General features: G+C 59.5%; 18 protein-coding genes and 5 pseudogenes. 8 read left to right on the top strand and 15 right to left on the bottom strand.

Translation table 11 applies throughout. The annotated features are described in order from the left end of the window. Positions 1–2: 2 nt before the first annotated feature. The 3 genes from H8F22_RS04000 to H8F22_RS03990 all read right to left on the bottom strand — a co-directional run bounded on the left by H8F22_RS04000 (position 3) and on the right by H8F22_RS03990 (position 3,419). Complete coding sequence (locus tag H8F22_RS04000; protein ID WP_027921631.1) at positions 3–890, bottom strand: copper resistance protein B; 888 nt, start codon at positions 888–890, stop codon at positions 3–5. Between the two features lie 11 nt (positions 891–901). Further along, positions 902–2,608 (bottom strand): copper resistance system multicopper oxidase, encoded by a 1,707-nt coding sequence (locus H8F22_RS03995; RefSeq protein ID WP_194939777.1) that lies wholly within the window; start codon positions 2,606–2,608, stop codon positions 902–904. 106 nt (positions 2,609–2,714) lie between these two features. Further along, a complete protein-coding gene (locus H8F22_RS03990; protein ID WP_027921629.1) occupies positions 2,715–3,419 on the bottom strand; it encodes a murein L,D-transpeptidase catalytic domain family protein in 705 nt (234 codons plus the stop codon). 81 nt (positions 3,420–3,500) lie between these two features. Here H8F22_RS03990 and H8F22_RS03985 point away from each other — a divergent pair, with 81 nt between their 5' ends. Continuing rightward, on the top strand, positions 3,501–5,252 hold the full coding sequence (locus H8F22_RS03985; protein WP_059181227.1) for a L,D-transpeptidase family protein: 1,752 nt from the start codon (positions 3,501–3,503) through the stop codon (positions 5,250–5,252). 41 nt (positions 5,253–5,293) lie between these two features. Here the strand turns inward: H8F22_RS03985 and H8F22_RS03980 are convergent, their stop codons facing one another. Further along, positions 5,294–5,761, bottom strand: a complete 468-nt coding sequence (locus H8F22_RS03980; RefSeq protein WP_027921627.1) for a hypothetical protein — start codon at positions 5,759–5,761, stop codon at positions 5,294–5,296. A 308-nt stretch (positions 5,762–6,069) separates the two neighbouring features. On the opposite strand from H8F22_RS03980, the gene H8F22_RS03975 reads away from it, so the two are divergent. Then, entirely contained in the window at positions 6,070–7,641 is a 1,572-nt protein-coding gene (locus H8F22_RS03975) for a sensor domain-containing diguanylate cyclase (protein ID WP_194939776.1), read from the top strand. A gap of 141 nt (positions 7,642–7,782) precedes the next feature. Beyond that, on the top strand, positions 7,783–9,189 hold the full coding sequence (locus H8F22_RS03970; protein WP_027921625.1) for a DUF1254 domain-containing protein: 1,407 nt from the start codon (positions 7,783–7,785) through the stop codon (positions 9,187–9,189). Positions 9,190–9,243: 54 nt separating this feature from the next. Here the strand turns inward: H8F22_RS03970 and H8F22_RS32535 are convergent, their stop codons facing one another. Next, positions 9,244–9,549: a hypothetical protein gene (locus H8F22_RS32535; protein ID WP_081743874.1), complete on the bottom strand. Its 306-nt coding sequence runs from the start codon at positions 9,547–9,549 to the stop codon at positions 9,244–9,246. A gap of 269 nt (positions 9,550–9,818) precedes the next feature. Beyond that, positions 9,819–9,893, bottom strand: a pseudogene (locus tag H8F22_RS32530) (GNAT family N-acetyltransferase); the annotation flags it as partial. A gap of 131 nt (positions 9,894–10,024) precedes the next feature. Between H8F22_RS32530 and xth the strand changes: the two are divergent. Together xth and H8F22_RS03960 are read left to right on the top strand one after the other, a co-directional pair. Continuing rightward, on the top strand, positions 10,025–10,819 hold the full coding sequence (gene xth / locus H8F22_RS03965; RefSeq protein WP_059181225.1) for an exodeoxyribonuclease III: 795 nt from the start codon (positions 10,025–10,027) through the stop codon (positions 10,817–10,819). A 111-nt stretch (positions 10,820–10,930) separates the two neighbouring features. Continuing rightward, positions 10,931–11,758, top strand: a complete 828-nt coding sequence (locus H8F22_RS03960) for an arylamine N-acetyltransferase family protein (RefSeq protein WP_059181224.1) — start codon at positions 10,931–10,933, stop codon at positions 11,756–11,758. A gap of 33 nt (positions 11,759–11,791) precedes the next feature. Here the strand turns inward: H8F22_RS03960 and H8F22_RS03955 are convergent, their stop codons facing one another. Both H8F22_RS03955 and H8F22_RS03950 read right to left on the bottom strand, forming a co-directional pair. Continuing rightward, the gene (locus H8F22_RS03955; RefSeq protein ID WP_059181223.1) at positions 11,792–12,124 is read right to left on the bottom strand and encodes a BrnA antitoxin family protein; all 333 of its coding nucleotides are present in this window, start codon (positions 12,122–12,124) and stop codon (positions 11,792–11,794) included. A gap of 3 nt (positions 12,125–12,127) precedes the next feature. After that, positions 12,128–12,403 carry a BrnT family toxin gene (locus tag H8F22_RS03950; protein WP_059181222.1) on the bottom strand — a complete coding sequence of 92 codons (276 nt, stop codon included), beginning with the start codon at positions 12,401–12,403 and terminating at the stop codon, positions 12,128–12,130. Between the two features lie 256 nt (positions 12,404–12,659). On the opposite strand from H8F22_RS03950, the gene H8F22_RS03945 reads away from it, so the two are divergent. The 3 genes and pseudogenes from H8F22_RS03945 (at position 12,660) to sorB (ending at position 16,343) form a co-directional block, all read left to right on the top strand. Beyond that, entirely contained in the window at positions 12,660–14,177 is a 1,518-nt protein-coding gene (locus H8F22_RS03945; RefSeq protein WP_027921619.1) for a nucleobase:cation symporter-2 family protein, read from the top strand. Positions 14,178–14,427: 250 nt separating this feature from the next. Further along, positions 14,428–15,686, top strand: a pseudogene (gene sorA, locus H8F22_RS03940) (SorA family sulfite dehydrogenase catalytic subunit). 9 nt (positions 15,687–15,695) lie between these two features. Beyond that, positions 15,696–16,343 carry a SorB family sulfite dehydrogenase c-type cytochrome subunit gene (sorB, locus tag H8F22_RS03935; RefSeq protein ID WP_027921617.1) on the top strand — a complete coding sequence of 216 codons (648 nt, stop codon included), beginning with the start codon at positions 15,696–15,698 and terminating at the stop codon, positions 16,341–16,343. A gap of 21 nt (positions 16,344–16,364) precedes the next feature. Here the strand turns inward: sorB and H8F22_RS03930 are convergent, their stop codons facing one another. From H8F22_RS03930 to H8F22_RS03905, 7 genes and pseudogenes are all read right to left on the bottom strand, one after another. Beyond that, the gene (locus H8F22_RS03930; protein WP_027921616.1) at positions 16,365–17,435 is read right to left on the bottom strand and encodes a protein-glutamate methylesterase/protein-glutamine glutaminase; all 1,071 of its coding nucleotides are present in this window, start codon (positions 17,433–17,435) and stop codon (positions 16,365–16,367) included. Next, positions 17,407–17,926: pseudogene (locus H8F22_RS03925) on the bottom strand (chemotaxis protein CheD); the annotation flags it as partial. The pseudogene H8F22_RS03925 and the gene H8F22_RS03930, both read right to left, overlap by 29 nt. Beyond that, complete coding sequence (locus tag H8F22_RS03920; protein WP_407692645.1) at positions 17,923–18,729, bottom strand: CheR family methyltransferase; 807 nt, start codon at positions 18,727–18,729, stop codon at positions 17,923–17,925. The pseudogene H8F22_RS03925 and the gene H8F22_RS03920, both read right to left, overlap by 4 nt. 108 nt (positions 18,730–18,837) lie before the next feature. Next, positions 18,838–19,368, bottom strand: a complete 531-nt coding sequence (locus H8F22_RS03915) for a chemotaxis protein CheW (protein ID WP_059181218.1) — start codon at positions 19,366–19,368, stop codon at positions 18,838–18,840. 12 nt (positions 19,369–19,380) lie between these two features. Next, a pseudogene (locus tag H8F22_RS32520) lies at positions 19,381–20,259 on the bottom strand (methyl-accepting chemotaxis protein); the annotation flags it as partial. 414 nt (positions 20,260–20,673) lie between these two features. After that, positions 20,674–21,837 (bottom strand): annotated as a pseudogene (locus H8F22_RS32515) (PAS domain-containing protein); the annotation flags it as partial. A 178-nt stretch (positions 21,838–22,015) separates the two neighbouring features. Beyond that, positions 22,016–24,223 (bottom strand): chemotaxis protein CheA, encoded by a 2,208-nt coding sequence (locus H8F22_RS03905; protein WP_194939774.1) that lies wholly within the window; start codon positions 24,221–24,223, stop codon positions 22,016–22,018. Positions 24,224–24,250: the final 27 nt, after the last annotated feature.

Genomic DNA, 24,250 nt, shown 5'->3' with positions numbered 1-24,250 from the left:
GTTTAAAACCACAGCCGAACCCCGAGGACCAGACGTGCTTCACTGCGATCCTCACCTTCGTCGCTGGCGTAGTCGGTGGTTTTGCCGTAGGTGCGGTTCCAGGTCACGCCAACGTATGGCGCGACCTCCCGGCGGATTTCATAGCGCAGGCGCAGGCCGGCTTCGGTGTTGGACAGGCCTGAGCCGATCCCCCGTTGCGGGTCGTTTTTGCCGTAGACGTTCAGTTCGGCGGTCGGCTGCAGGATGAGCCGGTTGGTCAGCAGAATGTCGTAGTCGCCTTCCAGTCGGGCGGCGGTTTGCCCGGCTTCGCCGATGAATGCGGTGGCTTTGGCTTCGAAGTTATACAGCGCCATGCCTTGCACGCCGAAGGCCGCCCAGGTTTGTGGGGCGCCGGGTTTGAAGTCCTGGCGCACGCCGCTGACCACGTCCCACCAAGGGGAAATCGCATGGCCCCACAAGGCCTGGACTTCGGCGTCCTCGGTCTTGCCATTGCTGCGCTCGCCTTCGGAGCGCAGCCACAGGCGATCGATGTCGCCGCCGACCCAGCCGGACAGATCCCAGGCGAGCGCGCTGCCGTCATCAGCGTCCTGCCATTCGAGTTTGTCGGCGAGAAAGTAATAATTGAGCGCAGAGTCATGCACCTTGTGCCCGCCGGGGCTGGCGAATACGGCAGCGCGATCGGCATCGGTCAGCGCCGCGATCGGCGTGCGACTTTCGGTCGGTGCGGCGGGCTGCATCTGGAATTCGTCCATGCTTTGCATCTGGCCGGGGTCCATGCCGGTCATCTGGCTGTGGTCCATGCCCTGCATGTCGTGGGTGGCGGCCATGGCCGAAGAGAGTGTCAGGCTCACCGTTATGAATGCCAAGGAAATCGGGGTAAGTCGGGTCATGGAGTAGCGCCTCATTCTTCCACGCGAACTTCACGGAACATGCCCATTTCCATGTGGTACAGGAGATGGCAGTGATAGGCCCAGCGGCCGAGCGCATCGGCCGTCACCCGGTAGCTGCGTCGAGAGCCGGGTGGCATGTCGATCGTGTGTTTGCGCACCATGAACTGGCCGTTTTCGTCTTCGAGGTCGCTCCACATACCGTGCAGATGGATGGGGTGAGTCATCATCGTGTCGTTGACCAGCACCACGCGGACCCGCTCGCCATACTTGAGGCGCAGCGGTTCGGCGTCGGAAAATTTCACGCCGTTGAACGACCACGCGAACTTCTCCATGTGGCCGGTCAGGTGCAGTTCGAGGGTACGACCGGGCTCTCGGCCATCGGGGTCTTCGAAGGTACTGCGCAGGTCGGAATAGGTGAGCACCCGGCGCCCATTGTTGCGCAGGCCCAAGCCCGGATCGTCGAGTTTTGGCGAGGTGGTCATGGCCTGCATGTCCACCAGCGAGTTGTCTTTTTCCGTGTCCGGATGAGATTGCATGCCCGGCATGGCCATGCCGCCGTGATCCATGCCCGCCATATCGCCCATGCTGCCGTGGTCCATCCCGCCCATGCCCATGTCATCCATGGTTACACGCGGGCGAGGGTCCAGCGCAGGGATCGGCGCGGATAAACCCGCCTTCGAAGTCAGCGTGCCACGGGCGTAGCCGGTGCGATCCATTGATTGGGCGAAGAGGGTGTAGGCCTCTTGCGTCGGCTCGACAATCACATCAAACGTCTCCGCCACAGCGATCCGAAACTCGTCGACGCTCACCGGTTTGACGTGCAGTCCATCCGCCGCGACCACGGTCATTTTCAGGCCGGGAATGCGCACGTCGAAATACGTCATGGCCGAGCCGTTGATGAAGCGCAGGCGCAGCTTCTCGCCGGGCCGGAATACGCCGGTCCAGTTCCTGTCCGGCGCCTGGCCATTCATCAAAAAGGTGTAAGTGGCGCCACTGACGTCGGCGAGATCGGTGGGGTTCATCTTCATCTCGGCCCACATCTTTCGATCCGCGACCGTCTCGCCCCAACCTTTTTCGCCGACGTCGTGGATGAAGTCACCCACGGTGAGTTTGTTGTAGTTGTAGTAATCGGACTGTTTTTTCAGCGTCTTCATCAGGCCGGCCGCGTCTTCGTCGGACCAGTCGGTCAGCATCACCACGTAATCGCGGTCGTACTGGAAAGGCTCCGGTTCTTTGGCGTCGATCACCAGCGGGCCGTAAACACCGGACTGTTCCTGAAGGCCCGAATGGCTGTGGTACCAGTAAGTACCGTTTTGCCGGACCTTGAATTGATAGACGTACATTCCACCGGGCTCGATCCCGTGGAAGCTCAATCCCGGCACGCCGTCCATGTTCGCCGGCAGCAAAATGCCGTGCCAATGGATGGAGGTGTCGTCCTTGAGCTGGTTCCTCACCCGCAGTGTGACGGTGTCACCTTCACGCCAGCGCAGCAGGGGGCCGGGGATGCCGCCGTTGATGGTCATGGCGGTGCGTGGGCTGCCGGTGATATTAACCGGGGTTTCGCCGATCAACAGGTCGAAATCGTTGCCCGCCAGGACCTGAGGTTCACCGGGGCTGGAGACGGCCCAGACTGGCGCACGCCATAAGCCGAGACCGCCGAGCAAGCCGCCGGCGGCCAGGCCCTTCACGAAAGTGCGTCTTGAGGTGTTGGAATGCATGCCGTTGTTCCCGGACCGTCAACGTGGAGTTGACGGCGAGACTAACGAGGGCTGCCTTTCAGAAGACTGAGGAGGGGATTACAGTTTTGACAGGTTCACGCGGTGTTTACTTGCGGAGGGTGGATTTTGACGCCGACGCGACCGTGCCACTGCCGCAGTTGATATACGAAGAGGTTTTCAACCAGCGCTGATCCGGATAGTAAGAGAACAACAGCTGCCCATCTTTCATCGAATCAATCAGCCGATGCGCAATCGCCGGCCTGACTGCCGGGCAGCCGAGGCTTCGGCCAATCCGGCCATTGACCCGGGCCAGCATTGGATTCACATAGGGCGCGCCGTGAATCACGATCGCACGGTCAAAGGCGTTGTCGTTGAAACCGGGTTCCAGGCCTTCCATGCGCAACGAGTAACCGTTTTGCCCGACATAACTTGACTGTGTCCGGTACAAGCCGAGACTGGTGGCGAAGCTTTCGTTTTGATTGGAGAAGTTGACGGCCATGTTCTCGCCGCTGTTTCGACCGTGGGCCACCAGTTCATGGAACAGCAGCTTGCGTTTTTTAAGGTCAAACACCCATAACCGTTGTTCGGTGGAGGGCAGGGAATAGTCGATGATCGCAAGCCTTTGGACAGGGGCTGCGCCTTGAGCGATGCTGCATTGTGAGGCGCGGACGGCCAGGTTAATGACTTTTGCGTCGGCACCCGGCGCTGCTTTGACGAGGGCGGCGGCCAGCGAATCGGCGTAGGCTGATGGTACGGACATTGCAGTCAGTAGCAGGGCCGCCAATGGAAGGCCAAAACGTAGTAGCGCCATATAGATGTCTCATCATGTTAAGTTCGAGTCTAGCAGTGCGTGGGAAGCTAGCGAGTGAATGCGGGAGATTAAGGATTATCCATGGTGCAATTAACAAGGTTATTCGTCATAAGCCGCGTATTTTTTATGGGCTTTCTGATCAGCGGTGCAGCAGTCGCCGAAACTTCGCCGATTGAGTCGGTAACTGAACCGAACACCGTGATGGACGCCGCAGCGGACGACAACGTCGCTCAAACGATTCAGGCGTCGCTTGCGCCATTGAAAACCGCATTCCCGCCCTTGCTCACTTCAAAGCGCTATCGGCGGCTGGATGTCAGTCGTCTGGTCATGGATTTTTATACCCATCGTGCCTATCGCGCGGCGTGGACCAACGATAGCGATGTCGCACAGTTGATCAAAAGTTTGAACAACCTCCAGGCCGACGGTTTGAACCCGGCGGATTTTCATGTGGATGAAATTGTCCGGACTCAACCCTCGGTGCAAACCCTGACTGCCTCGACTGAGCAGCGCGCAGCGTTTGATATCGCCACCACCCACACTTTTATTACCGCGCTGCTGCAATTACGGCGCGGCAAGGTCGACCCTTCACGGCTGGACAATCACTGGAATTTTGATTCGAACGGCGTCGATCCCCGTAACGACATTAACGCCTTCTTCGCTGCGCTCGATAATCACGACGTGGCGAGTGCTTTCGCCCAGGCACCGCCACAAGAGGCGGTGTACGTCAGTTTGCGTCAGGCGTTGGCGCAACTGCGCGGTATTCGGGATCGGGGTGGCTGGCCGAAAGTGGTGGTGGACCATTCGCTCAAACCCGGCATGGACGAGCCTGCTGTCGCACAGTTGCGCGCGAGGATGGTCGCGGCAGGTTTTCTCGACCCACGATTGATCCGCGGTACGAAGTACGACGGCGCCGTCACCGCGGCGGTGAAGAAGTATCAAACCGAACAGTACCTTGGCGCGGATGGTATGGCGGGGGCGACCACCCTGGCGGCATTGAATGTGCCGGTTGAGGCGCGCATCGACCAGGTGCGGGTGAACATGGAGCGGGCGCGCTGGCTGCTTTATAAACTGCAGGGCACGTTCGTTATCGTCGATATCGCCGGCTACAAGGTGGCGATGTACCGCGATGGCCGACCGATCTGGCGATCCCGGGTGCAGGTGGGTAAAACGGCGCGCAATACCCCGATTTTTCAGGCGCAGATTACCTACATCACCTTTAACCCGACCTGGACGGTACCGCCGACGATCCTCAAGGAAGACGTGATACCAAAAATTCAGGCCAATCCAGGTTACCTGGCCAGCAACCGGATACGCGTACTGGATCGAGCAGGCAATGTGCTCGATCCGTCGACCGTTGACTGGAGCAATGCACGCGGACTGACCCTGCGTCAGGATGCCGGGCCTGATAGCTCGCTGGGCCAGGTCGTGATCCGCTTCCCCAACGACTATGCGATTTACCTCCACGACACGCCGCATCGCGAGTTGTTTGCCAAGACTGTCCGCGCAACCAGCTCGGGCTGCATTCGGGTCGAAAACCCGCTGCAACTGGTGGAGCTGCTGTTCAACGACCCGGTGAAATGGAACAGCGCCGGCATTCAAAAACAATTGGCCAACGGCAAGACCGAGAACATCCGGCTTCCCGTGAAAGTGCCGGTGTTGCTGGCGTACTGGACGGTGGACCTGGAGAGTGACGGGCGAGTGGCGTTCAAGCCTGATGTGTATGGTTATGACGCGCCGGTGTTGCAGGCACTGAACCGGCCGGCGCCAGTGCCGGCGCTGGATTTGCGTGCGGCGGCGGGTTCGGTGGTGGCGTCGGGGCCGGGTGTGCAATAAGAAGAGGGATGTTAGGCTTGGACCCCTTATGTCGCGCGGGTCTAGAGTTCCAGGCCGTCTTGCACTGCCGTCAGCAAGATGTGTTCTGTTAATGCCACCGCATCGGCTTGTTCACCGGACTGCTCAATCGTCTGCAGCCACCAATGCGTCTCGCCGTGCTCATCCACTGTGCGCAACAGGGCGAGTTCTTTACCTTTGGAGTGAATCTCGATGCGCCCCTCGCCATCCGTGGTGAAGCGGGCGACCGGGTCGAACGTCAGGGTGTGGCGATTACCTTCGATTACCAGTTGGTCGATGGCATAGTCGAACGTTTCCCCGTCCTGACGGCTCTCGATGACATGAGTGGGGTTACGCCGCAGGACCAAACCCACCTCGGTCAGCGGATGCAACCAAACCTCGATCTGGCGATACAGGTCATAAACCTGGCTCGGCCAGCTGTCGATCGCCTGATCGGCACGGGTAGACCCGGTTTGTTTCAACTTCGTGGCGAGCTCGTCTGCCTTACTCATTTCGATTCCTTGTCATGATGTAAGAGTAATCGTAGCTCCTCCAGCGCCATCCGGGCCTTGCCTTGGGTCATGCCAGCCATACAAGCGTGACAATTCTTTTCAGGCCGACAGGACCGTCAATTCTCCCCGCAAAAACTCCACCAGCCCGCGTTGCAACCTGGGCGATGCCCAAAGTGCTCGTGCACAATTGGACAGTGCGATGCGGCGTCTGTCCAAAGGACAATTGCCCCTCACCACGGCGTAGACTAAGCTCACAAAAAATAAGGGTTTTGGGCCTTCGCCCACGCCTTACCCTTACAGGACGAGCTTTGCCTATTCCCCTTCACGACCCGCATCACGCCCCCGGCGGCACGTTGAAACGATTACCGCTGCTGACAGCTTCGGTGCTGTTCATCGCGACGGTGTGCCTGTGCCTCTGTGCTTTGTTGTACCTGCAACTGGAGCAGTCGCGCCGCCACGATCTGGACGAGGCGCAAGTGGCGTCGTCGAACCTGACCCGGGCCATGGCGCAGCAGGCTGAAGACACCTTCATGAAAGCCGACCTGGTGCTGACCAGCCTGGTGGACTGGATTCAAACCGACGGTTATGGCACTGCACAACGGGCGCGTTTGCAGAAAACCTTTGCCCGCAGGGTGCTGACGCTGGACCAGTTGCACGGGATTTTCCTGTTCGACAAGCAGGGGCAGTGGGTGGTGACGTCGTTCGAGGATCTGCCCCGGGGCGCGGGGGTTGCCGATCGTGAATACTTCAAGTTTCACCAGCAAAACGTGTCGTCGGTCGTGCACATCGGACCGGCCATCCGCAGTCGGCAGAATGGCGAGTGGATCATTCCAGTGTCCAAGCGCGTCAATGACAAGAGCGGCAAGTTTCAGGGCGTATTGCTGGCCGGCATCAAGATGGCGTACTTCGATCAATTCTTCAAAAGCTTCAGCATCGATGACAAGGGTTCGATGTTTTTGGCCCTGACCGACGGAACACTGTTGGCGCGACGGCCGTTTGTGGAGTCGCTGATCAACACGTCATTGGCCAAGGGCGACATCTTTCAGACGCTGCTGCCGAACGCACCGGCCGGCAACGCAATGATCAGTTCGATCGTGGACGGCATCGTCCGTCTGTACGGCTATCGTCAACTGGAAGGTTATCCGCTGGTGGTTTCCGCAGCGTCCTCACGGGACGCGGTGCTCAAGGGCTGGTACGACACGGCGTTTCAATCCAGCGTCATCGTGGCACTGGTGATCCTGGGGGTTGGGCTGTTTGGCTGGGTGTTCATCCATCAGGTGCGCGACAGTGAGCGGATCGAGGCTGATTTACGCAAGGCGCAAGAAGCGCTGGAGCTGATTGCCACTCACGATAGCCTGACCGGCCTGGCCAATCGTCGGTTGTTTGAAAGGGCACTGGACATCGAGTTCGCGCGCGGGGCCCGGCAGTTGAGTTCATTGGGCCTGGTCATGCTCGATATCGATTTCTTCAAACGCTACAACGACACCTACGGCCATGTCGCCGGCGACCATTGCCTGGCCGAGGTGGCGCGAGCGTTGAAGAGTTGCTGCCATCGCAAGGCCGATCTGGCGGTGCGTTATGGCGGTGAAGAGTTCGCCGTGTTGCTGCCCAACACCGATATCCATGGCGCGTTGGCGATTGCCGAGCAAATCCGCCGCAGCGTCATGGACAAGAACATCACCCACAGTGGTTCGCCCACGGGCTATGTGACGGTCAGTCTGGGCTGTTACGCATTTATACCGACCGGGCGCGACAGCATTGAGGTGTTCATCGAACGCGCCGATGCCGCGTTGTATCAGGCCAAGCATTCGGGGCGTAACCGGTCCTGCGTGTTGTCGTTGGAAGGGGGCTTGGAGGCGCTGCTGCGCTCGGATCGTTGAGTCGCCCGCCTTGTTGTTTCAGTCTTGCAACACCCCGACAACCGGCCGTCCGCCTGTCAATTCTGGCTGAATCGATCGTCTAGAGTTCCGTAAGCCCTGCCGAACCCGGCAGCGCTCCCCAACGCACGGACGATCGCCTAAATGTTGATTACTCAAGCATTGACAGCCGTTGCTCTAACCCTCGCGGCTGCTGCCGTTTTCCCACTGGCCAGCCAGGCTCAACCGAAAGTCACACCCGAAGAAGCGCACGCCATTGGCGTCGACGCCTACCTGTATTTTTATCCGCTGCTGACCATGGACATCACCCGCAAACAGTTCACCAATATCGAACCCGGCAAAGCGTTTGGTAAAGGCCCGATGAACATGTTTGTGAGCGTGCCGCAGTACCCGCCCGCGGATTTCAAAGGGGTCGTGCGCTCGAATTTCGATACGTTGTATTCCATCGCCTGGCTCGACTTGACCAAGGAGCCATTGGTGATTTCCGCGCCGGACACGGCGGGGCGTTTTTATCTGTTGCCGATGCTCGACATGTGGAGCGACGTATTTGCCTCGCCCGGTTGGCGCACGACCGGCACGCAGGCCAGGCAGTTTCTGGTAACCCCGCCGGGCTGGACCGGAACGGTTCCGGCCGGATTGAGCCATTTGCCGGCGCCGACGCCTTTCGTCTGGATCATCGGTCGTACCAAGACCGACGGCGAAGCGGACTACGCGGCGGTGCACAGCATTCAGGCGGGCTACACGGTGACGCCGTTGTCGCAGCTGGGTAAAAAAGTGGAACCGGTCACGGTAAAAATCGACCCGGCGGTGGACATGAAAACCCCGCCGAAGATTCAGGTCGATACGATGTCGGCAGCACAATATTTTGCCTACGCAGCCGAGCTGCTCAAATTGCATCCGCCACATCTCACCGACCAGCCGATCCTGGCGCAGATGCAACGCATCGGCATTGAAGTGGGCAAATCGTTCAGCTTTGAGGCGCTGGACCCGGCCGTGAAAGCTGCGCTGCAGACGGTGCCTGATGAAGCGCAGACGCTGATGAAGTGGAAAGTGGCAACCCTTGCTCGGGTGGTCAATGGCTGGTCGATGAACACCGACACCATGGGCGTCTATGGCAACTACTACCTTAAGCGCGCGATCGTGGCACAGGTCGGGTTGGGGGCGAACTTGCCCGAGGACGCGATTTATCCGCTGAACCTGGGCGATGACCAGGGCAAGCCGCTCGACGGGGCCAACAAGTACGTGCTGCATTTCGATAAAGATCAAGTGCCACCGGTGAACGCCTTTTGGTCGATCACCTTGTACGATCCGGAAGGGTTTCAGGTGGGCAATTCACTCAACCGTTTTGCGGTCAGTAGCTGGATGCCGTTCAAGACCAATGCCAATGGCTCTCTGGATATCTACTTCCAGAACGAAAGCCCCGGCAAGGACCTGGAGGCCAATTGGCTGCCCGCTCCCAAAGGCGCGTTCAACTTGACTATGCGCTTGTACGGCCCGAAACCCGAGGCGTTGAACGGCAAGTGGAACCCTCCCGCAGTCAAACGCATGTAATGGACGGGTATTGAAAGCGGGCCATGAATCGCTTCATGGCCTGCTTTTATTCGTTCAGCTGCCCGTTCCACCCCCGGCACCTCCGGTTCCGCCACCCGCCGCCCCGGTTCCGCCACCTGCTCCGGAGCCCGAACCACTGGCGCCGCCATTAGTCCCGGTGCCGGTGCCGCCGCCCGAGTCCGTGTTACTTCCGGCCGGCGGCGTGCCGGGAGTGTGGTCGGTTGACGTGTTCGAGCCGCTGCTGGTCCCGGACTGGGAGCCGGTCGAGCGGGTGCCTTCGTTGGACGCTGCAAACGTGGCTGCCGAGGCGACGCCTAACAAGCCAGCGAGTAACAGCGATGTGAATTTTTTGGTCATCATGGTTCGTCTCCAAAAACTGAGTCGTTACCTGATGTTGGTGCGAAGGGCGGGGTGGTTGGTGCCGGTTGGATGACGAGTGGCAGTGCTTAACACCCTGGTTGGGAGTGAATCATTGTAGGAGTGAGCCTGCTCGCGATAGCGTCCTTTCATCCGACTCAGCTTTGACAGACCTGATGCCATCGCGAGCAGGCTCAGTCCTACAGTGTTTTGAGGTGTTATCGAGGGACGTATTCCGCCAGTTTCTTCTCGAGATTAAGCCGCACCGCCCCCTGGTTGTTTTCGCCGGTGGTGAATTGCACCCGCACACAGTCCAGCACCTCGAATGCATGGCACGGCATCAGGTACAAGGGGAGCCGTCGTCGATTGGCAAGTGCGCTACTGAGACCTTTAATCGCCTGCTGCGCGGGTCATGGCAACTGTCGCCACGCAATCGGGTCACAACCGGATACCGCCAATCCGTTGCGAGCCTCGGACCATGAAAAACCTGAAAATCGCTACCTTCAATGTCAACGGCCTGCGCGCACGCCTGCCCAACTTGTTGGCGTGGCTGGAACGGGAAAAACCGGACATCGCGTGTCTGCAGGAGCTCAAGTCGGTCGACTCGGCGTTTCCGGTTGCCGAGCTTGAAGCGGTCGGCTATGGCGCCCTCTGGCAGGGGCAGGCGTCGTGGAACGGGGTGGCGATTCTGGCGCGGGATGCGCAACCGCTGGAAAGTCGACGCGGTTTGCCGGGTGACGACACGGACACCCACAGTCGCTATCTGGAAGCGGCAGTGCACGGCGTGCTGGTGGGGTGTCTGTATCTGCCCAATGGCAACCCGCAGCCGGGGCCGAAATTCGATTACAAACTGGCGTGGTTCGAGCGGCTGATCGCCTATGCCAAGGATCTGCAGAGCAGCGAGCACCCCGTGGTGCTGGCCGGCGACTACAACGTGGTGCCCACCGATCTGGACATCTACAACACACGCTCCTGGCTCAAGGATGCGTTGCTGCAACCACAAAGCCGCGCGTGTTATCAACGCTTGCTGGATCAGGGCTGGACTGATTCTTTGCGTCATTTGTATCCCGAGGATCGGCTTTACACTTTCTGGGATTATTTCCGCCAACACTGGCAGACCAATTCCGGGCTGCGTATCGATCACCTGTTGCTGAACCCGGCGCTGAGTCCTTATCTGCAAGAGGCGGGTGTCGATGCCTGGGTGCGCAATGAGCCGCATGCCAGTGATCACGCGCCGACGTGGATTCGTGTGAGTTCGCGCAAGCGACATTGATGTTGGCCAGTGGGTTGATTGGCTAAATCAATTGTCAGTGGCACCGCGTTATCCCTTATACATGGCGGCCATCGGCGGAGAGATCCGCGGCCCAAGCATAAGGACTGAGCAATGAGCGAGCCACGCCTGACCCACCTTGCGTTGTATCTACAGCGCCTGGGCTTCGACGCCCCACCGGCGCCGACCCTGGAAACCCTGCGTCTGCTGCAACTGCGCCACACCGGTGCCTTCGCGTTCGAAAACCTCACCACGTTGTCGGGCGAGCCGGTGCTGATTGACCTGCCGTCCATCGAGCAGAAAGTCCTGTTCGACGGTCGCGGTGGTTATTGCTATGAACTCAACAACCTGTTTCTGGCCTTGCTCCAGGAACTGGGCTTCGATGCTCGCGGCATTACCGGCCGTGTCGTAATGGGCCAACCCGAAGGCGCGTGGACTGCGCGCACGCACCGCTTGAGCCTGGTTACGCTGGACGGCGTGCGCTACATCACTGACGTCGGCTTCGGCGGCATGGTCCCCACCGCACCCCTGATACTCGATACCGACGCTGAACAACTCACCCCCCATGAACCGTATCGCATTGAACGCCATGAAGACGGCTACACCCTGCGGGCCAACGTCGGCGGCGAGTGGCGGCCGATGTACATTTTCGACCTGCAGCGCCAGGAAGATACCGATTACACCGTCGGCAACTGGTACGTCTCCACCCATCCCGAGTCGTCGTTTGCGCGGCAGTTGATGGTCGCCCGGACCGGAGACGGCTGGCGCCGTACGCTGAATAACGGCAGCTTTGCGATACACCGGGTCGGTCGCGAAAGCGAACGGCGGCAGGTGGCGGATGTGGACGAGTTGGTCGGGGTACTGCAGGACGAGTTCGCGATTCGGGTGCCGGAACACGAGGTATTAAGGACCGTGCTTAAGCGATTGATTCGCCCAAGCTGAGCCCGTGTTTTTTGCGGCCTCAGAGCGGTGTGTTCAAGGCGCCATCACCCGATGAATCTCACTGAGCACCTCGGTTAATTTTTTCTCGAGGTCCTTCAGTTCGCCAGGGGTTATCCCTTCCTTGAAATGCCTGGCATTCCCGACAGCCGTGCGCTGATCGAGCTCAACGGGTGTTTCCCGGCGATTGAGCAGCGCCTGACGCAAGGTGTTATTGATCACCGTCTGATAGCCAAAGCCCTCGCTCTCGGCAAGAGAGCGAGCCGCCTCTATGACGGCATCGTCCAGCATGATGGTGATTCGGGTTTTGCCTTTGCTGCTGGCGATGGCGCCACGCTTGGCATTGCTGAAGTCGTATTCGTCTTTCATTGGTCAATACTCCATGTACCGGCGACGCTCGTTTTTGGTAGCGATGCGCGCGGAAATGATTCGAACGAAATTCGGATCTCGATACGCAACGACCAACAGGCGACCTTTTGCATCCATTCCTATGATGATCCACCGCTGTTCATCATGGTGGAGGTCCTGGAACGTAAGGGCCCGCTCGTCATAGAACACCGGCTCCGTTTCTGAAAGGCTGATGCCTTGGTGCTTTAATTTGTTGGCTGCGTTTTTTGCCTTGTGAAACTGAATTTCGAATGACTTCATTATGCATACGTTATATGTATAAGCGAGAGGCGTCCGTGCCGGCGGTCGCTTGGAATGCAGCAGCCTAGTGGGGAATGGGTAAACCGGAGATAACGATGTATTTCAAAAATTTTGAGGAGCCAGCAAGCCGCACAGATAAGGCCGAAATGGACACCTGTCCATAATCTGACTGGGGAGTTGTATACAACTCTATAGACATTTGTCCTGAGTCTTGCATACAGTGTGCGCATAACAAAAACCAGGGAACCCCCTAACTATGAAAACGCCCCATGTTTCACACCAACGGCCCGAGGATGAAAACCTTGGGATCGGCGCGAATATGGCTTACGGCCTGCAACATGTTCTGACCATGTACGGCGGCATCGTTGCGGTGCCTTTGATCATTGGTCAGGCGGCCGGGCTTTCGCCGGCGGACATCGGTTTGTTGATTGCTGCTTCATTGTTTGCAGGGGGGCTGGCGACGTTATTGCAGACCCTTGGTTTACCGTTTTTCGGTTGTCAGTTGCCGCTGGTACAGGGCGTGTCGTTCTCTGGCGTCGCGACCATGGTGGCGATTGTCAGCAGTGGCGGGGAGGGCGGGTTTCAGTCGATTCTCGGGGCGGTGATTGCCGCGTCGTTGATTGGCTTGCTGATCACGCCGGTGTTCTCACGCATCACCAAGTTCTTCCCGCCGCTGGTCACGGGCATCGTGATCACCACCATCGGCCTGACGCTGATGCCGGTGGCGGCACGCTGGGCCATGGGCGGCAACAGCCATGCGCCGGACTTCGGCAGCATGGCGAACATTGGCCTGGCAGCGGTGACGCTGGTGCTGGTGCTGCTGTTGAGCAAGATTGGCAGCGCGACTATCTCCCGGTTGTCGATTCTGCTAGCGATGGTTATCGGTACAGTCATCGCGGTGTTCCTCGGCATGGCAGACTTCTCGTCTGTCACCCAGGGCCCGATGTTCGGCTTCCCGACGCCGTTCCATTTCGGCACGCCGACCTTCCACTTCGCCGCCATCCTGTCGATGTGCATTGTGGTCATGGTGACACTGGTGGAAACCTCGGCGGACATCCTCGCCGTCGGTGAAATCATCGGCACCAAAGTCGACTCCAAACGCCTGGGCAACGGCCTGCGCGCCGACATGCTGTCGAGCATGATCGCGCCGATCTTCGGTTCGTTCACCCAAAGCGCTTTCGCCCAGAACGTCGGGCTGGTGGCGGTGACCGGAATCAAGAGCCGCTTCGTGGTCGCCACGGGCGGTTTGTTCCTGGTGATCCTCGGTTTGCTGCCCTTCATGGGGCGGGTCATCGCCGCCGTGCCGACGTCGGTCCTTGGCGGCGCCGGTATCGTGCTGTTCGGCACCGTGGCGGCCAGTGGTATCCGTACGCTGTCCAAGGTTGATTACCGCAACAACGTCAACCTGATCATCGTCGCTACCTCCATCGGTTTCGGCATGATTCCGATTGCTGCTCCGAACTTCTACGACCACTTCCCAAGCTGGTTCGCAACGATTTTTCATTCGGGCATCAGCTCGTCGGCGATCATGGCGATTGTGCTGAACCTGACCTTCAACCACCTCACGGCCGGTAACTCGGATCAGCAGTCGGTGTTTGCGGCCGGTACGGAGCGAGTGCTGCGCTATCAGGATCTGGCAGCGCTGCGTGAAGGGGATTACTTCAGTGAAGGCAAGCTGCATGACTGCGACGGGAAAGAAATCCCGGTGGTGGAGGCTGACCATGGGCATGGCGAGCCGCGTGCTGCGCATGCGAAAAGCAGTGAACATGTCTGACAACACTCAAGACATGAAACTATGAATAAGGCGTCCTTCGGGGCGCCTTATTTATTGCCTGAACTACGCTCTGGCGACGGTGCTGACCAACCAAGCCTGTCGTCAAATGTGAAGTCACTGACGTCAAATGAAAAGCGGTCGACGTGCTCGTGGCGATACTGGTTTCCCTGCGAGTCCCCGTTTACCCATCAAGCCTGGCGGGGGAGAGCGGTCAGTTGCATCTCAGTAAAACAATTATAGAGAGCGCAGAATGAAGTTCAGTTTTATAGACAACAGCCAGCCGAGCCGCCGGCGCGTGCTACGCGATACCTTCGTCCTGGCTTTTGCGGCTTCTCCGTTGGCAAGTCTTGCCAAGGCTGCCGAGCAAACCGGGCCAGCTGACGAAGCCGCCGAAGAAGTCACCTTCGCGGCTGGCCCACGGCCGTTGGTGCAATACCCGCAAAAGCGTCCGTTGACCTTGGTAACCACTCGCCCGCCGCACCTTGAGACGCTGTTCCCGGTTTTCAATGAAGGGCCGATCACGCCCAATGACGCCTTTTTCGTGCGTTATCACCTGGCCAATTTCCCTACCAGCATCGATCCGGACACCTTCCGTCTGACGATCAAGGGCTCGGTCAATACGCCGCTGTCCCTTTCCCTGGCGGAGCTGAAAGCCCTCGCCGAGCCGGTAGAAGTGGTCGCCGTCAATCAGTGTTCGGGTAACAGCCGTGGCTTCTCGATGCCGCGCGTGTTCGGTGCTCAATTGGGCAACGGTTCAATGGGCAATGCCCGCTGGGTGGGCGTCCCACTCAAGGCAGTATTGGAAAAGGCCGGTGTGAAAGCCGACGCTCAACAGGTGACCTTCCGTGGGCTCGATAAGCCCGTGCTGCCTAGCACTCCGGAGTTCATCAAGGCGCTGGACATCAGTCACGCCATGGACGGTGAGCCGATGATCGCCTGGTCGATGAACGGCACTGATCTGCCATTCCTCAACGGTTACCCGATACGTCTGGTGGTGCCGGGGTATTTCGGCACGTACTGGGTCAAGCACCTGAGCGAGATCGAAGTCGTCGACCGCACCTACGACGGTTTTTTCATGGCCAAAGTTTACGCGTACCCGACAACGATTGCTTCTGCATCGCCCCCGGCACTACGGCGGCGCAAACCAAGCCGATTTCCAAACTGCCGGTGCGCAGCTTTATCACCAGCGTCAAACATGGCGATGTGTTGCCGCTGAATAAAAGCGTGGTGCTCAAGGGCATCGCATTCGACGGCGGCGCAGGCGTCAACAAGGTGGAAGTTTCCATCGACGGCGGGAAAAACTGGCGCGAAGCCAAACTGGGTCAGGACCTTGGCCGTTTCTCCTTCCGGGAGTGGACGCTACCGATCACCTTTACCAGCAAGGGCGCCACGCAGTTGATGGTGCGAGCCAGTAACAGTGCGGGCGAGACGCAGCCGCTGCAAGCCGACTGGAACCCGGGGGGCTACCGCCGCCACGTCATAGAAACCAGCCACGTGACTGTCGCCTGAGGGGCCTGCATGAAACTTATGAAACGCATGACCACTTTGCTGTGCGCGGCTCAGGTTGGCTGGATTGGCCTGGCTGGCGCAGCGCCGCTCTCGATCACCTTGCCGCCCGAAACGGCAGTGCTCAAACCCAATGCGCTGCCAGGTTATCAACTGGCCCAACAGAAATGCTCCACCTGCCATTCCGCGGATTACATCAACTTCCAGCCTCCCGGCATGACCCTGGCGCAGTGGACGGGAGAGGCGAGCAAGATGCAGCACGTGTACGGGGCGCCGATCAGTGATCAGGATGTGAGCGTGATCGGCGCTTACCTGGCGGTCACTTACGGCAGTGCTCATGCGAACGATGCCGAGGTGCAGGCAGCCTCGAACCCGCCGGCAAGCCAGCCTCCGGCAGCGCCCGTGGCCAAAGTCGATGCCATGGCATTGCTCCAGGGCAACGCCTGTTTGTCCTGCCACGCCATCGATCACAAGATTGTAGGCCCGGCCTATCACGAGGTGGCAGCCAAGTACGCCAACGATCCGCAGGCTTTGGCCAAGGTCACGTCGAGCATTCAGCACGGCGGTACCGGCAAATGGGGGGACATTCCGATGCCGCCTTTTGCGCAGTTAAGCCCGGATGATCTGCACACCCTGAGCACGTTCATCTTGCAACAGTAAATTCCCTGCCAACGACGCGCGTTACCTGCCATTGGTGATCGCTCTGGGAATGTCGTCCAGGGCGATCACCCGGTCCACTCCACCCAGTTTGATCGCCTCTTTGGGCATGCCAAACACCACGCAGCTGGCTTCATCCTGAGCGTAGGTGCGTGCCCCGGTCGCATGTAATTCCTTCAAGCCACGGGCACCGTCATCGCCCATGCCGGTCATGATGATGCCGGTGGCATTTTTCCCGGCGAACTTGGCCACCGAACGAAACAGCACGTCCACAGACGGGCGATGACGGTTGACCAGTGGGCCATCGACGACCTCGACGTGATAGTAGGCGCCGCTGCGCTTGAGCAGCATGTGCTTGCCGCCGGGGGCGATCAGGGCCAGGCCGGGAATCACTCGGTCGTTGTTCTTCGCTTCGCGCACTTCTATCTGCGACAGCGTGTTCAAGCGCGCAGCAAACGAGGCGGTAAATTTTTCCGGCATGTGCTGCACGATGACGATGCCCGGGCAAACCCGTGGCAGTGCGGTCAGCACCCGTTCCAGTGCCTGGGTGCCACCGGTGGAGGTGCCGATGGCGACAATCCGCTCCGTGGTCTGCGCCATGGCCTGGCCGCTGGAGGGCGGCAGAATGGCGTCGGCATTCAATTTGGCGCCCACCGGCGTATGCGCTGCGGCGTTCCTGACCAGTTGCTTGACGTTGGCCTGGGCGGCGGCCCTGACCGCCGCTACCAGTTCGGCGGAGGATTGTTCCAGAAAACCTTTCAGGCCGGCCTTGGGCTTGGTAATGATTTCCACGGCCCCGGCGGCAAGGGCCTGGAGCGTGGTTTCCGCGCCTCGTTCCGTGAGCGTTGAGCAGATCACCACCGGAGTAGGGCGCTCGGCCATGATTTTTTTCAGGAAGGTGATGCCGTCCATGCGTGGCATTTCCACGTCCAGCACAATCACGTCGGGCCACTCTTTGGCCATTTTGTCCATGGCGAAGAGGGGGTCGGAGGCGGCGCCAATCACCTGGATATCCGGCTCGCGCTCCAGCAACGCCAGCACCACCTGCCGTACCACGGCAGAGTCGTCGACCAGCAGAACCTTGATTTTTTTCATAGGCGCTTTTAGCTCTCGTTCAAGTCTTGATGGCGGACCCAGACATGGCCGCTGCTGATATCGAAGATCACGTCACGGTGCCCGTTGCGTCCTAAATCCTCGGCGCTCAGGCGCAAATGGTGACGCGTGACCAACAGGCGCGCGGCGTTGATATTGCTTTGGGCGACGCTGGTTTCCTCGCTGTAGCCGGGGAACATGGTGCCGCCGCCGAACAGCTTGACCTGGTAATCCTCGGGCCGCGTGTGGTGGCGGGCCACCTCCAGCAGAAAAAGCGCCATGGCCTCGTTGGCATATTTGCCGTCGAGTGGCCCGCCGGGCTTCTGCCGGTTCGGCAGCATGTAGTGGCACATGCCACCAATCATGTGCGCCGGGTGCCACAGGGTAATGGCGACGCAGGAACCCAGCAGGGTGCGGATACGTGTGGCCGCATCGCCGAAATAGAACTCGCCGGGCTGCAGGAAAATCTCGTTGCCGCCGAGGGGCCTGTTCATGGCTTGCGGTAAATCGAGGGTGAGATCAGTTTCAAGGCATCGGTAATGCCGTTCAGGCTTTCCGAATGACTGACGATGAAATAGCCGCCGGGTTTGAGCCGTGGCAGCATGCGCGCGACCACCTTGCGCTTGGTTTCCTGGTCGAAATAGATCATCACGTTGCGCAGGAAAATCACCTCGAATTCGCCGATATCCGGCAGTGTTTCGTTGAGGTTGATCGGCATGAAGTGCACCCGGCTGCGCAGGCTTCGCTCGATCAGGAACGTACCCTCCTGGCTACCGGTCCCTTTCAGGCAATGTTTGGCCAACAAGGGGTGCGCAATGTGGCTGGCGCGCTCGATCGGGTAGTGTCCTGTGCGGGCCTTGGCCAGCACCTGACTGCTGATGTCGGAACCGATGATTTCCCAAGGGGTGCTGCCCAGGCCATCGGCCAGGGTCATGGCCAGGCTGTAGGGTTCCTCGCCGGAAGAGCTGGCTGCGCTCCACAGACGGAAGGTTTTGCCCGGAGCGGCCTTGGGTAAAACCTGCTGGCGCAGGAAATCGAAATGCTTGGGTTCGCGGAAGAAATAGGTTTCGTTGGTGGTGAGCAAGTCCAGGGCTATCTGCAGTTCCGCAGTGGCCCCATGGCCCATGATCATCTGGAAATAGTCGCCGTAGCTGTTCAGTTGATGGTGCTTCAAACGTTTGGACAAGCGCCCGGCAACCAGTGCTTTTTTCGCGGGGCTCAGGTTGATGCCGGCGGCACGATACAGCCAGCTTTGGAACTGCTTGAACTCGCTATCCTTGAGCGCTTCTGCATTCACGATCAAACATCCTTGCCAGGTCCAGGAACGACGTTGCAATGTACAATCGATCAAGGCCGAGGCGCACCAGACGCCTCGACCAGAATCGATGATCAGCCGGCCGGGCCGCTAGCCCGACACGGCGTCCGCCAGTGCGCCGACTTCGGATAACCTCGCCATCTCGTCGACCGACAGCACGCGGTCGGCATTGAGGACGATGACGAATTTACCCGCCACCTTGGCCATGCCACTGATGAAGTCGGACCGTATCCGCGCACCGAAGCTGGGTGCCGGTTCGATCTCGCTGGCGGGGATTTCCAGGACCGCCGAGACCGCATCCACCATCAGCCCCACATCCTGAGTGCCGGCGTCCGAGTCGGCCTCGATAATGACGATGCACGAGCGCCGGGTAATATCGGACTTTTGCCGGCCGAACCGCGCCGACAGGTCCACCACCGGCACCACCGCGCCACGCAGGTTGATCACCCCACGAACGAAGGCGGGCATCATCGGTACGCTGGTAATGTTGCCGTACTCGAGGATCTCCTTGATCCCGAGAATGCCGATGGCAAACATCTCGCCGCCCAGGAGGAAAGTCAGGTACTGCGCTTCCTCCTGGTGGAGGGCCTCGGGTCGATTGGTAGTAATCAGAGCACCCATGCTGACCTCCCGTTAAAACCGAGTGAATTCGGCTTCTGCGACGCTGCTGGTCGCGTAGTGAGTGGCCGCCCGGTGGGGCAGGTGCTTGGGAGGTTGTGGCGGTTTTTTGCCCGACAGCGTCCTGTGCGCGACGGCCTTGTGCAGGCTGTCGCTGACATCGGACTCCCGGGCAAAGAAGCTCATCGCCTGTTGCAGTTGTTCGGCCTGGCTGCTCATCTCCTCGGCGGTGGCGGCCAGTTCCTCACTGCTGGAGGCATTCTGCTGGGTGATCTGGTTCAGTTGGTTCATGGCCGTGTTGATCTGCGCCACCCCGGAAGATTGTTCTTCCGACGCTGCGCTGATCTCCTGCACCAGGTCTGAGGTCTTGTTGATCGAGGGCAGCATTTCGTTGAGCAATTTGCCGGCCTTCTCGGCCATCTCCACGCTACTGGAGGACAACTGGCCGATCTCCTGGGCCGCCACCTGGCTGCGCTCGGCGAGTTTGCGCACCTCGGCGGCGACGACGGCAAAGCCCTTGCCATGCTCGCCCGCCCGCGCGGCCTCGATGGCGGCGTTAAGCGCCAACAGGTTGGTCTGGTAGGCAATGTCGTCGATGATGCCGATGCGCTGGGCGATCTGCTTCATCGCGGCGACTGTCTGCTGTACCGATTCGCCACCCTCGGTGGCTTCCTTGGAGGCCTTGCTGGCCATGCCGTCGGTGACCTTGGCGTTTTCGGTGTTCTGATTGATGCTCGCGCTCATCTGCTCGATCGACGCGCTGGTTTCCTCGACGCTGGCCGCTTGTTCGCTGGTGGCCTGACTCATGGACTGGGCGGTGGCACTGACTTGTTCGGAGGCGGTGACCAACGCGTCCGCCGCGGCACTGACATCCTCGATAATCGTGGTCAGCTTCTCCGCCGTGGAATTTGCATCGTCTTTGACCTGAGTGAAGATCCCGGTCGACTCTCGCGTGATGCGCTGTCCGAGGTCGCCATTGGCAAGCCCGCTGAAGACACGACTGACATCCTCGATGACGTTCGAGAGTGCGTCACAGCTGGCATTCGCATCGTCTTTGACCTGGCCAAAGACACCCGAATAGTCGCGGGTGATGCGTTGTCCCAGGTCGCCCTTCGACATGGCGCCAAACAGGCGTCCCACGTCCGCGAAAATAACCCCGGTGGTTTCCATCAGCGAGTTGACGCCGGCGCATAGCACCTGGATCGGGCCGCTCTTACCTTCAAGGGGAATGCGTTGGCTCAGATCGCCATCCTTCGCCGCTGAAGTCACGTGCTGCGCTTGTTCTACCGCTTGCACCAGCATGTTGTTGGCATTGACCTGCGCCGTCACGTCGGTGGCATATTTGACGACTTTGAAGGGCTGGCCGTTCATGTCCATGATCGGGTTGTAGGAGGCTTGAATCCAGATCTCCTTGCCGCCTTTGCCAATGCGCTTGTACTCGCCAGCATCGAATTCACCACGCCCCAGCTTGTCCCAGAACACACGGTATTCTGGAGAGGCGCGGTAGACCGGGTCGGCAAACATGCTGTGATGTTGCCCCTTGATCTCGGCGAGGGTGTAGCCCAGCGTGTTCAGGAAGTTGTCGTTGGCGTGCAGAATCTTGCCGTCGAGCGAGAACTCGATCACCGCTTGTGCCTTGTTGATGGCGCTGAGCTGGCCGGCGAAATCGGCTGCCTGCAACTTGCTCTGGGTGATGTCAGTCGCATACTTGACGACTTTGAAGGGCTTGCCGTTCATGTCCATGATCGGGTTGTAAGAGGCTTGTATCCAGATTTCCCTGCCGCCCTTACCGATGCGTTTGTACTCACCGGCATCGAACTCACCGCGTCCGAGTTTTTCCCAGAACAGACGATATTCAGTCGAGGCGCGGTAGGCGGGGTCGGCAAACATACTGTGATGTTGCCCCTTGATCTCGGCGAGGGTGTAGCCCAACGTGTTCAGGAAGTTGTCGTTGGCGTGCAGAATCTTGCCGTCGAGCGAGAACTCGATCACCGCTTGCGCCTTGCCGATGGCGCTGAGCTGGCCGGCGAAATCGGCTGCCTGCAACTTGCTCTGGGTAATGTCAGTCGCGTACTTGACGACTTTGAAGGGCTTACCGTCCATGTCCATGATCGGGTTGTAGGAGGCTTGTATCCAGATTTCCTTGCCGCCTTTACCGATGCGTTTGTACTCGCCGGCATCGAATTCACCGCGCCCCAGTTTGTCCCAGAACAGGCGATATTCAGGGGACGCGCTGTAGGCCGGATCGGCAAACATGCTGTGATGTTGGCCCTTGATCTCGGCCAGGGTGTAGCCGACTGTGTTCAAGAAGTTGTCGTTGGCGTGCAAGATCCTGCCATCGAGTGAAAACTCAATGACGGCCTGTGCCTTGTTGATAGCGTCGATTTGCCCTTTTAAATCCGATAACAGCGCTTGCTCTTTAAGGCGATCTTCCTGGTTATAACTGAACCGATTAATTAAACGGGTGATCATTGATTGATTAGCCTGATTCATGACAACTCCCAATGAAGTTCAATTTTTTATTCGGTGGCCTGTTGCATCGCTTCAGATGTTATTGAGCAGGTCAGTCATGCGCCCCTTGTTCGGCACGCGTTAGTTCCCCTTGAATCAGCGCTTTGCGCGTTCATCAACCGTGTTTTTCACGTCAGTTTCAGGCTTCAGCCAACGCCGGTTGCAGGTGGTTGTGTGCCTGCTGTTGGGTGACCTGTTGCAGCAAATTCGGTACATCGAGAATCAATGCCACCTCACCGTTGCCCAGAATGGTCGAGCCGCCGATGCCGCGCAGGGCGCTGAACAGCTTGCCCAGCGGTTTGATCACGGTCTGGAATTCACCTTGCAGTTCGTCCACCACCAAACCGGCTTTCTGTTCGCCGCAACGCACCACCACCACGTTCTCGCGTCGGCCCGGGCTGCCTTCGGCGTTGAACTGTTCACGCAGGTACACCAGCGGCAGCACTTCCCCCCGCAAGTTCAGGTAGCTGCGCTCGCGGGTGGCTTGGCGATCTTCTTCGGTCAACTCAAGGCACTCTTGCACCATGTCCAGAGGCACCACGTAAGTGGCCTGACCGACGCCCACCAGAAAGCCATCGATGATCGCCAGTGTCAGCGGCAGGCGGATGCGCACCCGGGTGCCCCGACCCGCCTGGCTGTCGAGGTCGACGCTGCCGCGCAGGGCAGTGATGTTGCGCTTGACCACGTCCATGCCGACGCCTCGGCCGGAGAGGTTGGTGACGGTCGCCGCGGTAGAGAAACCCGGCTCGAAAATCAGGTTGTAGATGTCCTGATCGGACGGTGTGGCGGTGGCGGAGAGCAGGCCGCGCTCGCGGGCCTTGTACAGGATGCGTTCGCGATCGAGTCCGGCGCCGTCATCGACGATCTCGATGACGATGCTGCCGGAGTCGTGGTAGGCGTTGAGGCTCAGCGTACCCGTTAGCGATTTACCCGCCGCCTGGCGAACCTCGGGCGATTCAATGCCGTGATCCATGGCGTTGCGCAGCAAGTGCATCAACGGATCGCCGATCTTTTCCACCACGGTCTTGTCCAGTTCGGTGTCGGCGCCGCTGATCTGCAGATCGATGTCCTTGCCCAGTTCGAGGCTGACATCGCGCACCACTCGCTGAAAGCGGTTAAAGGTGTCGCCGATCGGCACCATGCGCAGGCGCAGGGCGCTGTCGCGGATTTCCTCGACCAGGCCTGAGACCCGGGAACTGGCTTCCTGCAGCGCGTCGTTGTGGCTGCGCTGAGCCAGCAAGTTGGCGCCGGCTCCCGCAATGACCAACTCGCCGACCAGATTGATCAGCTCATCCAGCTTGTCCGCATCCACGCGAACGTAGCGGTTCTCTTTGCTCTTGCTCTCCTGGATCTGGCTTTGCTTGTTCAGGGCGGCCTGCACCAGTGCGGGCGTCACCGAGCGCTGCTCGACGAGGATTTCGCCCAGGGGGACAGCCGGGTTGTTGGATTCAACAGGGGCGCGTTGTGCGTGCAGGGCTTTTTCCAGTTCTTGCGGGGTCAGGGCGCCGCTGCTGACCAGCAGCTCACCCAGACGGGCCGCATCTTCCGGCAGCCGATCAATCAGCTCCATGTATTCGGCGATCTTGCTGTGCGGCGGGAGGATGTGGATCAGGCAATCGTCGCGCACAAAGTCGAAGGCTTCGGCGATGGCCGCTTTGTCCGCTGTGGACTGGTAGTCAATCTCGAAGCCCAGGTAGCAGGCTTCGGCATCCATGGCATCGGCCTGCGGCATGCCGTCGGCCAGGGTGGTGATGCGCACGATCTCGCCCTGGCTGTTGAGATAGCGCAGGAACGACAGCGGATCCATGCCATTGCGCAGCACGTCCTGGCCAAAGCGCAGCGAGATGTGCCAGAGGTCGGAGGCCACGCTGTCATCCGCGCAAACCTCGGTCAGATAATCGGTATTGAACGGCGCAATTGAGGTAGAGGGTGGCTCCAGCGCCAGCGAGTTGCCCTGGTAAGTGTTCAGGCGTTGGCGCAGGCCGCTTTCCCGAGTCTGTGCCGGGGTATCCAGCTGACCACCTTGGGCGGCAACCACGTTGACCAGCTCCAGCATATGGTCGCCGCATTCCAGCAGAAGGGCGACCAGTTCGCTATTGATACCGACCGCGCCGTCACGCACGCGATCGAGCACGTCTTCGACGATATGGGTGAAGCCAACGACCGGCTCCAGACCGAACAGCCCGGCCGAACCCTTGATGGTGTGCGCGGCACGAAAGATGGCGCCCAGGGTGTCGCTGTCGCCCGGTTCGCTCTCCAGTCGCAGCAACGACTCTTCCATATCCTGCAGCAGTTCGCGGGCTTCGGCGATGAAGGTTTGCAGGGCTTGATCGAGATTTATACTCACGCTGAATTCCTTTTACGCTGAGGTCAG

The sequence above is a fragment of the Pseudomonas mucoides genome, from assembly GCF_015461845.1.
GTDB classification, from domain to species: domain Bacteria; phylum Pseudomonadota; class Gammaproteobacteria; order Pseudomonadales; family Pseudomonadaceae; genus Aquipseudomonas; species Aquipseudomonas mucoides.
Note: the sequence above shows the minus strand (reverse complement) of the source record. Positions and strands in the feature narration are given on the sequence as shown.